Annotated in this window: 11 protein-coding genes; 3 read left to right on the plus strand and 8 right to left on the minus strand. The window is 65.3% G+C overall.

The window, feature by feature from the left end; genetic code table 11:
* The first annotated feature begins 11 nt into the window (after positions 1-11).
* Together acpS and nagZ are read left to right on the plus strand one after the other, a co-directional pair.
* Complete coding sequence (gene acpS / locus L880_RS0111155; protein ID WP_027475747.1) at positions 12-428, plus strand: holo-ACP synthase; 417 nt, start codon at positions 12-14, stop codon at positions 426-428.
* Between the two features lie 43 nt (positions 429-471).
* Entirely contained in the window at positions 472-1554 is a 1083-nt protein-coding gene (gene nagZ / locus L880_RS0111160) for a beta-N-acetylhexosaminidase (RefSeq protein ID WP_027475748.1), read from the plus strand.
* A 49-nt stretch (positions 1555-1603) separates the two neighbouring features.
* Here the strand turns inward: nagZ and L880_RS0111165 are convergent, their stop codons facing one another.
* Both L880_RS0111165 and lysS read right to left on the minus strand, forming a co-directional pair.
* A complete protein-coding gene (locus L880_RS0111165; RefSeq protein ID WP_051443252.1) occupies positions 1604-2620 on the minus strand; it encodes a GGDEF domain-containing response regulator in 1017 nt (338 codons plus the stop codon).
* A gap of 113 nt (positions 2621-2733) precedes the next feature.
* Positions 2734-4269: a lysine--tRNA ligase gene (lysS, locus tag L880_RS0111170; protein ID WP_027475750.1), complete on the minus strand. Its 1536-nt coding sequence runs from the start codon at positions 4267-4269 to the stop codon at positions 2734-2736.
* A gap of 225 nt (positions 4270-4494) precedes the next feature.
* On the opposite strand from lysS, the gene L880_RS0111175 reads away from it, so the two are divergent.
* A complete protein-coding gene (locus tag L880_RS0111175; RefSeq protein ID WP_027475751.1) occupies positions 4495-5049 on the plus strand; it encodes a YggT family protein in 555 nt (184 codons plus the stop codon).
* Between the two features lie 12 nt (positions 5050-5061).
* On the opposite strand, the gene chrA is transcribed toward L880_RS0111175, so the two are convergent.
* The 6 genes from chrA to truA form a co-directional block, all read right to left on the minus strand.
* On the minus strand, positions 5062-6414 hold the full coding sequence (chrA, locus tag L880_RS0111180) for a chromate efflux transporter (protein ID WP_027475752.1): 1353 nt from the start codon (positions 6412-6414) through the stop codon (positions 5062-5064).
* A gap of 107 nt (positions 6415-6521) precedes the next feature.
* A complete protein-coding gene (gene accD / locus L880_RS0111185) occupies positions 6522-7394 on the minus strand; it encodes an acetyl-CoA carboxylase, carboxyltransferase subunit beta (protein ID WP_019575003.1) in 873 nt (290 codons plus the stop codon).
* Positions 7395-7422: 28 nt separating this feature from the next.
* Positions 7423-8241, minus strand: a complete 819-nt coding sequence (trpA, locus tag L880_RS0111190) for a tryptophan synthase subunit alpha (protein ID WP_027475753.1) — start codon at positions 8239-8241, stop codon at positions 7423-7425.
* Positions 8238-9521, minus strand: coding sequence for a tryptophan synthase subunit beta (gene trpB, locus L880_RS0111195; RefSeq protein WP_027475754.1), 1284 nt, complete (start codon positions 9519-9521; stop codon positions 8238-8240). The genes trpA and trpB overlap by 4 nt, the downstream gene beginning before the upstream one ends.
* The gene (locus L880_RS0111200) at positions 9499-10224 is read right to left on the minus strand and encodes a phosphoribosylanthranilate isomerase (RefSeq protein WP_027475755.1); all 726 of its coding nucleotides are present in this window, start codon (positions 10222-10224) and stop codon (positions 9499-9501) included. The genes trpB and L880_RS0111200 overlap by 23 nt, the downstream gene beginning before the upstream one ends.
* Positions 10221-11054 (minus strand): tRNA pseudouridine(38-40) synthase TruA, encoded by an 834-nt coding sequence (gene truA, locus L880_RS0111205; RefSeq protein ID WP_027475756.1) that lies wholly within the window; start codon positions 11052-11054, stop codon positions 10221-10223. The genes L880_RS0111200 and truA overlap by 4 nt, the downstream gene beginning before the upstream one ends.
* Between the last annotated feature and the right edge of the window lie 20 nt (positions 11055-11074).

Raw genomic sequence — 11074 nt, forward strand, 5'->3', positions numbered from 1 at the left:
GGGGCGTTGCGATGATCTACGGCATCGGGACCGACATCTGCGACGTGCGCCGCATCCAGGCCAGCCTGGACCGCCACGGCGATCGCTTTGCCGAGCGGGTGCTGGCACCCGCCGAGCTGCAAACCTGGCGCGAGCGAACCGAGCGCTGGCCCGAGCGCGGCGTGCGCTACCTGGCCACCCGTTTCTCGGCCAAGGAGGCCTTCAGCAAGGCCGTGGGCATGGGCATGCGCATGCCCATGACCTGGCGTTCCTGCGAGATCGCCAAACTGCCCAGCGGGCAGCCGGTGATCGTGTTGCACGATGAGCTCAAGACCTGGTTCGAGGCCCGCGGTCTGCGCGCCCACGTCACCGTGACCGACGAGACCGACTACGCCGCCAGCTTTGTGGTGGTGGAGCACACCCCGCCTGGCCCTGCCGCCGCGGCCTGAACCCCGCTTCTTTTTCTGTTTTCCGTTGGAAGAACCCTGCACCATGTCCGACCATGCCCCTCTGATCCTTGACGTCGCCGGCACCGAACTCAGCGCTGCGGACCGCCGTCGCCTGGCCCACCCCTTGACGGGGGGGGTGATCCTGTTCTCGCGCAACTGGCAAAGCCGGGCCCAGTTGCTGGCCCTCACCAGCGCCATCAAGGCGGTGCGCGACGATTTGCTGATCTGTGTGGACCACGAAGGCGGGCGCGTGCAGCGCTTCCGCTCGGATGGTTTCACCCACCTGCCGCCCATGCGCGCCCTGGGCGAGCTGTGGATGAAGGATGGCAAGGGTGGCCCAGGCAGCGGTGCCCTGGCAGCCACCAACGCCGCCACGGCGGCGGGCTATGTGCTGGGCAGCGAGCTGCGTGCCTGCGGTGTGGATTTCAGCTTCACCCCCGTGCTGGACCTGGATTGGGGTGAAAGCGGTGTGATCGGCGACCGGGCCTTCCACCGGGATCCGCGCGTGGTGGCCCTGCTGGCCAAGAGCCTCATGCATGGCTTGCTGCAGGCGGGCATGGCCAATTGCGGCAAGCATTTCCCTGGCCACGGCTTCGTCAAGGCCGATTCTCACACCGAGATCCCGGTGGACAAGCGCAGCCTCAAGGCCATCCTGGCAGACGACGCAGCCCCCTATCCCTGGTTGTCGAGCACCCTCACCAGCGTCATGCCCGCACACGTGATCTACCCCAAGGTGGACCGCCGCCCGGCGGGCTTCTCCAGCCGCTGGCTGCAGGAGATCCTGCGCCGCCAGCTGGGCTTTGATGGTGCGATCTTCAGCGACGATCTCAGCATGGCTGGCGCCCGGCTGCTGGATGGCCGCGAGGTGAGCTACACCGAGGCGGGCGTGGCGGCCCTGACTGCAGGCTGCGATCTGGTGCTGCTGTGCAACCAGAGCCTGGGTGATGGCAGCGCCGTGGATGAACTGCTCGATGGCCTGGCCCAGGCGCAGGCGGCAGGCCTCTGGCGCCCCAGCCAGGACAGCGAGTCGCGCCGACTGGCGCTGCTGCCCGAGACCCTGCCGCAGGCCTGGGATGAACTGATGCTGCAGCCGGCCTACCTGAACGCATTGGCCCTGCTGCCTTGAACAGGGGCCGCCTGGCCAGCGGGCACGCCGGCCAGCGGCGGGGGCGTTCTCAGCCCTGCAGGTGCTCCACCGTGTCCATCTGGAACTCAAAGCTGAAGAAGCGATTGCGCCCCTGGGCCTTGGCGGCGTAGAGCGCCTCGTCCGCCCGCATCAGCATGCCTTCAGGGCTGGTGGAGTCATCGGGCAGGCAGGTGGTGATGCCGCCCGAAATCGTCACCCAGGGTTCAGTGGGTGAGTCGGGGTGGGCCAGCTTCAGGCTGCGCAGCATCTTGGCGCAGGCCCGGGCAAAGGTCATGGCCCCCGATTTGGGGGTGTCGGGCAGGATCAGGGCGAACTCCTCACCGCCGTACCGGGCCGCCACATCCGAAGGGCGCTTGCAGATCGTGCTGAGCATGGCCGAGATCTTCTGCAGGCACAGGTCGCCTTCCACATGCCCCAGACTGTCGTTGTAACGCTTGAAGTGGTCGATGTCGCACAGCATCAGCGTCAGGGGTTTGTTGTCACGCCGTGCCTGGCGGATTTCGGTGTACAGCAGCCTGTCCAGGCCGCGGCGGTTCACCAGACCGGTCAGCGGGTCGCGCTCAACCAATTCGTTGAGCTTCTGGTTGGCATGGTTCAGTTCCTCCGTTACGGCCACCAGCCGGCGCTGCATGCTCAGCAGGCGCTGCATGGCCCGCAGCTTGGCGGCCAGAACGGTCGAGGTCACCGGCTTGATCAGGTAGTCATCGCCGCCTGCTTCGATGCCGCGCCAAAGGTCTTCATCGCGGTCCATGCCCGACAAAAAGATGATGGGCGTCCAGTTGCCTGGTTCGCTGTCGCGGATCTTCTGGGCCGTCCAATAGCCGTCATGCCCAGGCATGCGGATGTCGAGCAGCACCAGGTCCGGGCGCTTGGCGGCGAACACCTCCAGCGCTTCCTCAGCGGAGCCGGCCTGCCACACGGTCTGAACGCCCACCTGCCTGAGTTCCAGTGCCAGCGCCAGGCGGATGGCCTCCTGATCGTCGACCACCAGCACCGTGAAAGGGCTTCCGTAAGAAAGAGGCATGTTGGGTCTCGCTTCAAGCATTCGATCTTGGGTCCCATGCTAAAGGGCTTTGTGGCGCCTTCAACTGTCGAATCCGGTATTTCTCCCTGCTTTTACTGTCCCGACACTTCAGGGGGGCGTCTCGCCCCCCGAGATCAAGCCTCGCGGCGCAGCGCCGGGAACAGGATCACGTCCCGGATGCTGGGGCTGTCGGTCAACAGCATCATGAAACGGTCGATGCCGATGCCGCAGCCACCGGTGGGCGGCAGGCCGTATTCCAGGGCACGCACAAAGTCGTGGTCGAAGAACATGGCTTCGTCGTCACCACCATCCTTGGCGGCCACCTGAGCGTGGAAGCGGGCGGCCTGGTCTTCGGCATCGTTGAGCTCGGAGAAGCCGTTGCCGAACTCACGGCCGGTGATGTAGAGCTCGAAGCGCTCGGTGACTTCCGGGCGCTGATCGTTGGCGCGGGCCAGCGGCGAGATCTCGGTCGGGTGCTCCATGATGAAGGTGGGCTGCCACAGCTTCTCTTCGACGGTTTCCTCGAACAGCAGCACCTGCAGGCTGGCCAGGCTGCGGCCGCTGAGCTTGTTCTTCTCTTCCGACAGACCGATCTTCTTCAGGCTCTGGATCAACCAGGCCGCGTCGTCCACCTGCGCATCAGGGGTGTGCTTGAGGATGGCTTCACGGATGGTCAGGCGCTCGAAGGGCTGGGCCAGATCCACGGCCTTGCCCTGGTAGGTGAGTTGCAAGGTGCCGACGGACTTCTGGGCCGCATCGCGGATCAGGGCTTCGGTGAAGCTCATCAGGTCCTGGTAGTTCCAGTAGGCCGCATAGAACTCCATCATCGTGAACTCGGGGTTGTGGCGCACCGAGATGCCTTCGTTGCGGAAGTTGCGGTTGATTTCAAACACCCGCTCAAAGCCGCCAACGATCAGGCGCTTGAGGTAGAGCTCGGGCGCGATGCGCAGGTACATCTCCTGGTCCAGCGCGTTGTGGTGCGTCACAAAGGGCTTGGCATTGGCACCACCCGGGATCGGGTGCAGCATGGGGGTTTCGACTTCCAGGAAGCCGTGCTGCACCATGAATTCGCGGATGCCGCTCACGGCCTTGCTGCGCGCCGCAAAACGCTTGCGGACATGTTCATCGGTGATCAGGTCGACGTAACGCTGACGGTACTTCTGCTCCTGGTCGCTCATGCCATGGAACTTGTCTGGCAGCGGGCGCAGGCTCTTGGTCAGCAGGCGCAACTGGGTCACGTGGATCGACAGCTCGCCGGTCTTGGTCTTGAACAGGGTGCCCACGGCGCCCACGATGTCGCCCAGGTCCCAGTGCTTGAAGGCGGCGTAATGGGCCTCGCCCAGGGCATCGCGGGTCACGTACAGCTGGATGCGGCCGGTGGCGTCCTGCACGGTGGCAAAGCTGGCCTTGCCCATGACGCGCTTGAGCATCATGCGGCCGGCCACGCTGACCGTCACTGGACGGGCCGTCAGGTCTTCGGCCTCGGAGTGGCCATAGGCCGCATGCAGGGCGTCGGCGTGGTGCTCGGGCTTGAAGTCGTTCGGGAAGGCCACACCTTCACCGCGTGCCTGGGCTTCGCGCAGGGCTTTGAGCTTTTCGCGGCGTTCTGCGATCAGCTGGTTGTCATCCTGGGCGGGGTTGGCGTGCGCGGTGTGTTGGTTTTCAGACATGGAATGCGTTCGTTGAACGGGTCAAATGGGGGCCGCAAAGGGCCAAACCGCGTATTTTAGTTTTTTGCTGGCGCCTTGGTACAGCTGGATGCGGATTCGAGGGGCCCGGGCCTGCTGCTTGCGGCAGATTCCAGGGCGCGCAGGGCTGCTGTCAGGGCGCAGCCGTGCAGCGTTGATAATTCGCTGCGTGCGGCATTGCACGTCACCAAGGGTTCTGCTCCGATCATGCTTTATCAAATCGCTTCACTTTTGCTGGATGTGGTGGCCGGTCTGTTCGGCGGCGCTTGTCTGTTGCGTTGGTACATGCAGCTGCAGCGTGTGCCCTTCGGCAATCCCGTGGGTCGGATGGTGTTCGCCCTGTCCGACTGGCTGGTGCTGCCCTTGCGCCGGGTGGTGCCTTCCATCGGGCGCTGGGATGTGTCCAGTCTGCTGGGCGCCTGGTTGATCGAGCTGCTGCAATTTCTGCTGCTGTGGGCCTTGCTGGGCGGGCAGGCCAGCCTGGTCAGCCTGCCGGTGCTGGCCGTCTTCGGGCTGCTCAAGCTGGCCCTCACGGGCATGACAGGGCTGGTGATCGTGTTTGCCATCCTGTCCTGGGTGCAGTCGCCCAATCCGATGTTCCATGTGCTGCAGCGCCTGTGCGACCCCTTGCTGACGCCGTTCCGACGCGTCATTCCCCTGGTGGGCGGGGTGGATCTGGCACCTCTGGCCTTGCTGGTGGCCCTGCACATCGGCAATCTGGTGCTGGGTTATGTGCAGGCCTCGGTGCTGATGGGCTTCTGACGGGCTTTTGATTCAGCGCAGCCACTGCAGGGCCAGGCCAGCCAGCAAGGCTGCCCCCACCACCGTCATCACGCCGGTCTTGAAGCGGATCAGGGCGACCAGTGCGGCCAGCCCGATCACGGCGGCAGGCCACTCGAAAGGCCCCTGCCAGCCGGCGGGCCACAGCACGTGCCAGGCAAAGAACAGCGCCAGGTTGAGGATCACGCCCACCACCGCCGCGGTGATGCCCGTCAGCGGCGCCGTGAATTGCAGCTTGCCATGGGTGGATTCGATGAACGGCCCACCCAGGAAAATGAACACGAAGGACGGCAGAAAGGTGAAAAAAGTCACCACAACGGCCCCTGCCACACCTGCCGCCAGCAGCGCATCGGGGCCGTACAGGGACTGGCCCCAGCCGCCCACGAAACCCACAAAAGACACCACCATGATCAGCGGGCCGGGTGTGCTCTCACCCAGGGCCAGGCCGTCCATCATCTGCGTGGCACTCAGCCAGTGGAAGTGTTCGACGGCCCCCTGGTACACATAGGGCAGCACGGCATAGGCCCCGCCAAAGGTCAGCAGGGCTGCCTTGGTGAAGAACCAGGCCATCTGCGTGAGCGGGCCATCCCAGCCCTGCAGGGCCACCAGGCCCCCCAGTGCCAGGGCCCACAAGGCCAGGCCCGCCAGCAGCACGCGTGCGAAGCCGCCCCAGCTGAAGCGTGCGTGGGTGGGGGTGGGGGTGTCATCGTCGATCAGGGCAGGCGCGTGTTGGGCCTGGTGCGCACTGGCGTGTCCGCCTCCCAGGCTGAAGGACGCCGGTGCCCAGCGCCCGCCCAGGTAACCGATCACGGCAGCGCCCAGCACGATCAGGGGGAAGGGCAGGTCCAGGGCGAAGATGGCCACAAAGGCCGCCAGGGCGATCAGGCGCAGCGGCGTGTTCTTGAGGGCACGTCCACCGATGCGGTGCGCCGCGGCCAGCACGATGGCGGTCACGGCCGGCTTGATGCCGTACAGGGCGGCCGCCACCGCCGGCGTGCTGCCAAAGCGCATGTAAAGCCACGACAGGACCATCAGCAAGAGCAACGAAGGCAGCACGAACAGCGCGCCTGCCACCAGGCCACCCCAGCGCCGGTGCAGCAGCCAGCCGATGTAGGTGGCCAGTTGCTGGGCCTCGGGCCCGGGCAGCAGCATGCAGTAGTTGAGCGCGTGCAGAAAGCGCTGCTCCGAAATCCAGCGCCGTCGCTCGACCAGCTCCTCATGCATCATCGCGATCTGACCGGCCGGCCCGCCAAAGCTGATGCAGCCCAGTTTGAGCCAGTACAGCAGGGCCTTCCAGAAGCTGGGCGGGGTGGGTCGGCGGGTGTCGGCGTCTGTGGGTTGGTCCATGGCGGCGTTGAGCTCGGGTGCACTGGGGTCCAAGGGGGCCTCATGCAGGCCTGAAAAAGCAGAAGGCCTTCAAGAAGGCCTTCTGGATGGGATGGTCGTTGCCGGGCTCAGAGCACGGCGTCGGCCGGCTGGCGCTGCAGCATGGCCAGCGCGCTGGCCACGGTCTTGCGCAGTTCCCGACGATCGCAGATGAAGTCGACAGCCCCCTTGGACTGCAGGAACTCGGCCCGCTGGAAGCCCTCAGGCAGGGTCACCCGCACGGTGGATTCGATCACGCGCGGGCCGGCAAAGCCGATCAGGGCCTTGGGTTCGGCGATCACGATGTCACCCACGAAGGCGAAACCGGCGCTCACGCCCCCCATGGTCGGGTCGGTCAGCACGCTGATGTAGGGCAGGCCCTTCTTGGCCAGGCGGGTCAGGGCCGCGTTGGTCTTGGCCATCTGCATCAGGGACAGCAGGCCTTCCTGCATGCGGGCACCGCCCGTGGCCGTGAAGCACAGGAAGGGCACCTTTTGCTCGATGGCGGTCTCGACACCGCGCACAAAGCGCTCACCCACCACCGAGCCCATGCTGCCGCCCATGAAGTCGAATTCAAAGCAGGCGGCGACCAGGTTGATGCTGTGCACCGAGCCGCCGATCACCACCAGGGCGTCGGTTTCGCCGGTGTTCTCCAGGGCCTCTTTCAGGCGCTCAGGGTACTTGCGGCTGTCCTTGAACTTGAGTGCATCGACCGGGATCACCTCCTGGCCGATTTCGTAACGACCCTCGGCATCGAGGAAGGCATTGAGCCGGGCCCGGGCGCCGATGCGGTGGTGGTGACCGCAGGTGGGGCAGACGTTCTGGTTGTGTTCCAGATCGGTCTTGTACAGCACCGATTCACAGCTGGGGCACTTGATCCACAGCCCTTCGGGCACGCTGCGGCGCTCGCTGGGGTTGGTCTGTTGGATCTTGGCCGGTAGCAGTTTTTCGAGCCAGCTCATGCGTTTCTCCTTGATGCCAGGGGCTTGTTCAGGCCTGGCTTTGGTTCAGTGCCGATCGGACGCCGACGAGGAAGCTGCTGCACTGGGCAATCGCTTCTTCGCGTGGCAGGTCTTCGATCAGCTGGATGATCTTGCTGCCGATGACCACGGCATCGGCAACGCGGGACACCGCGACAGCGGTCTGGGCATCACGGATGCCAAAGCCCACGCCAACCGGGATTTTGACATGCTTGCGGATCTTGGGCAGCGCCGCCTCCACCGCGTCGGTGTCCAGGTGGCCCGCCCCCGTCACGCCCTTGAGCGACACGTAGTACACATAGCCGGTGGCCACCTCGGCCACTTGCTGGATGCGTTCATCGGTGCTGGTGGGGGCCAGCAGGAAGATCAGGTCCAGGCCCGCCTGCTTGAGGCGGCTGGCGAAGTCGCGGCATTCCTCGGGTGGGTAGTCGACGATCAGCACGCCATCCACGCCAGAAGCAGCGGCGTCGCGGATGAAGGCGTTGTCACCGTGCTTCTGGTCGTAGCGCTCCACCGGGTTGGCATAGCCCATCAGCACCACCGGGGTGAGGTTGTCGCGCTCGCGGAAGGTTTTGACCATGGCCAGAACCTGGGCCGTGCCGATGCCGAAGGTCAGGGCCTTCTCACCGGCGCGCTGGATCACCGGGCCATCGGCCATCGGGTCGGAGAATGGAACCCCCAGCTCGATGATGTCGGCCCCGGCCGCCGCCATGGCATGCATCAGGTCGGGGGTGATGTCGGCTTGCGGAAAGCCGGCCGTCACGTAAGGGATGAGGGCCTTTCGACCTTGGGCCTTCAGGGCCTGGAGGGTTGCTTCGATTCGGCTCATTTCACCACCTGCATGACTTGTTCGGCGCCTTTGACGGATTGGCCGCGGCAGCTGGGGCGGCAGAAGAATTCGGCCTGGCTCAGGTCGGCCACGGTGCCGATGTCCTTGTCGCCACGGCCCGACAGGTTGACCAGGATGGATTGGTCGGGGCGCATGGTCTTGGCCAGCTTCATGGCGTAGGCCACGGCGTGACTGGACTCCAGTGCGGGGATGATGCCCTCGGTGCGGCACAGGTAATGGAAGGCGTCGAGCGCTTCGCGGTCGGTGATGCCCACGTACTCGGCCCGGCCGATGTCCTTCAGGTAGGCGTGCTCCGGGCCCACGCCGGGGTAGTCCAGGCCGGCACTCACGCTGTGGGTTTCGGTGATCTGGCCGTTGTCGTCCTGCAGGATGTAGGTGCGGTTGCCGTGCAGCACGCCCGGGCTGCCCTTTTGCAGCGAGGCCGAGTGCTTGCCGCTGTCCAGCCCTTCGCCGGCGGCTTCGACCCCGATCAGGCGGGTTTTCTCGTGCGGGATGTAGGGGTAGAAGATGCCCATGGCATTGCTGCCACCGCCCACGCAGGCCACCACCACATCAGGTTGTTCAGCCGCCATGTGCAGGTGCTTGAACAGGGCCGGCATCTGGGTCAGGCACTCTTCACCGATCACGCTCTGGAAGTCGCGCACCATGGCCGGGTAGGGCGCCGGGCCGGCCACCGTGCCGATGATGTAGAAGGTGTTCTCGACGTTGGTGACCCAGTCACGCATGGCTTCGTTGAGCGCATCCTTCAAGGTCTTGCTGCCGGACTCGACCGGCACCACCTTGGCGCCCAGCAGGTGCATGCGGTACACATTGGGGCTTTGGCGCTTGACGTCTTCGCTGCCCATGTACACCACGCATTCCAGCCCGTAACGGGCGCAAATGGTGGCGGTGGCCACGCCGTGCTGGCCGGCACCGGTTTCGGCAATCACGCGGGGCTTGCCCATGCGCTTGGCCAGCATGGCCTGCCCGATGGTGTTGTTCACCTTGTGGGCGCCCGTGTGGTTGAGGTCTTCACGCTTGAGGAAGATCTGTGCGCCGCCCATTTCGCGGCTCATGCGGGCCGCGTGGTACACCGGTGAAGGGCGGCCGACGAAGTGGGCCAGCTCGTAGCGGAACTCGGCCTGGAAGGCTGGGTCGTGCTGGTACTTGGCGTAGGCCTCGCGCAGCTCGGTCAGCGCATGGGTGAGGGTTTCGCTGGCAAAACTGCCGCCATAGGGGCCGAAATGCCCAGAGGCATCAGGTTGTTGGTACTCGAACATGTTGAAAACTCTTTGCAAGTTGTTCGTCGGCCGCACGCACGGCAGCGACGAACTGGAAGATCTTTTCGGGTGACTTGATGCCCTTGGACACCTCGACACCCGAGCTCACATCAACGGCCAGCGTGGGGCAACGCGGGCGCACTTGCAAGATGCCATCGGTCACGTTTGCAGGCGTGAGTCCACCAGACAAAACGAGGTGAGAGCTGACGTTTGGTGGAAGAAGTGACCAATTGAATGTTTTGCCGCTGCCTCCATAGCCGTCGACATGGGCGTCGAGCAGGATGGCACTGGCTTCTGAGTAATCTGCCGCGTATTTTACGAGGTCGAAGGCCTGGGCCTCCGGTCCGAGCGGAATTCGTGCTGCTTTGACCCAGTTGCGCCCGGCGGGGCCGGCTGCGGCCAGGCAGTCTGCCTGGCTTTCATCACCATGAAACTGCAGCAGTGCGCCAGGGATCTGGGCGCTGGCCGCCTGCACTTCTGCGGCGGGCGCATTGACGAACAGCAGCACCGGGGTCACGAAAGGCGGCAGCCGCCGCGCCAGTTCGGCCGCGCGGGCCGGGCTCACAAAGCGCGGGCTGGGCGGGTAGAGCACAAAGCCCACCGCGTCGGCCCCGGCGGCCACGACGGCCTCCAGGTCTTCTTCACGGGTGATGCCGCAGATCTTGATGCGGGTGCGGTGCAGTGGGGGAAGGGTCGGGTTCATGGCAGCCAATCATAGGCGGGGGTGCGCTCGGGCAAGCCCCATTGAGGGCCATAGACCGGCCCTGCGAAGTACAGGCCGTCGGGCGAGAAGGTGGGTGCTGCTGCATCGCGTGAGCGCGCTGCCAGCACCTGGGCCATCCACTCGGGCGGCTTGAGGCCCTGGCCGATCATCAGCAGGCAACCCATGATGTTGCGGATCATGTGGTGCAAAAAGGCATTGCCCTCGAACTCGAAGCGCCAGTAGCAGGGCTCGAAGCTGTGGCGCGTGTCGGCGCGGCCGTCTTCGACGGGGCGCCCGGGGCGACGGTGGATGTGGACGTGGTAGAGCGTCTTGACGGGGGTCAGCGCCTGGCAGGCCGAGGCCCTGAAAGAGCTGAAATCATGCTCGCCCACCAGCAACTGGGCGGCCTTGTCCATGGCTTCATGGTCGAGCTTGCGGAACACCCAGCCCACGGCACCGGCTTCCAGGCTGGGCCGCACCGGTGACTGCAGCACCACGTACACGTAGCGCCGCCGCAGTGCGCAGGCCCGTGAGTGGAAGCTTTGCGGCACATGGCGGGCCCATTGCACCGCGATGTCGGACGGCAAAAAGGTGTTGACGCCGCGCACCCAGGAGAAATCTGGGCGATCGGCGTGCGTGTCGAAATGCACCACCTGCATCAGACCGTGCACACCCGCATCGGTGCGGCCGGCGCACAACGTGACGATGGGGCTGTCCACGAAGCGCGCCAAGGCTTTCTCGAGCGCATCTTGAACCGTGGGCACGGTGGGCTGGCTTTGCCAGCCCGCATAGGCGCGGCCCTGGTAACTCACACCCAGGGCCATGCGCACAGGGGGCCTGGGGTCGGTCG

Origin of the sequence: Curvibacter gracilis ATCC BAA-807 (assembly GCF_000518645.1) — a bacterium.
Taxonomy (GTDB): Bacteria; Pseudomonadota; Gammaproteobacteria; order Burkholderiales; family Burkholderiaceae_C; genus Curvibacter; species Curvibacter gracilis.

Excerpts from the sequence above, each read along its gene's own strand:
- trpB (WP_027475754.1), bottom strand. The coding sequence starts at position 9,521 with ATGTTCGAGTACCAACAACCTGATGCCTCTGGGCATTTCGGCCCCTAT.
- L880_RS0111175 (WP_027475751.1), top strand. The coding sequence starts at position 4,495 with ATGCTTTATCAAATCGCTTCACTTTTGCTGGATGTGGTGGCCGGTCTG.
- nagZ (WP_027475748.1), top strand. The coding sequence starts at position 472 with ATGTCCGACCATGCCCCTCTGATCCTTGACGTCGCCGGCACCGAACTC.
- acpS (WP_027475747.1), top strand. The coding sequence starts at position 12 with ATGATCTACGGCATCGGGACCGACATCTGCGACGTGCGCCGCATCCAG.
- L880_RS0111165 (WP_051443252.1), bottom strand. The coding sequence starts at position 2,620 with ATGCTTGAAGCGAGACCCAACATGCCTCTTTCTTACGGAAGCCCTTTC.
- trpA (WP_027475753.1), bottom strand. The coding sequence starts at position 8,241 with ATGAGCCGAATCGAAGCAACCCTCCAGGCCCTGAAGGCCCAAGGTCGA.
- accD (WP_019575003.1), bottom strand. The coding sequence starts at position 7,394 with ATGAGCTGGCTCGAAAAACTGCTACCGGCCAAGATCCAACAGACCAAC.
- chrA (WP_027475752.1), bottom strand. The coding sequence starts at position 6,414 with ATGGACCAACCCACAGACGCCGACACCCGCCGACCCACCCCGCCCAGC.
- L880_RS0111200 (WP_027475755.1), bottom strand. The coding sequence starts at position 10,224 with ATGAACCCGACCCTTCCCCCACTGCACCGCACCCGCATCAAGATCTGC.
- lysS (WP_027475750.1), bottom strand. The coding sequence starts at position 4,269 with ATGTCTGAAAACCAACACACCGCGCACGCCAACCCCGCCCAGGATGAC.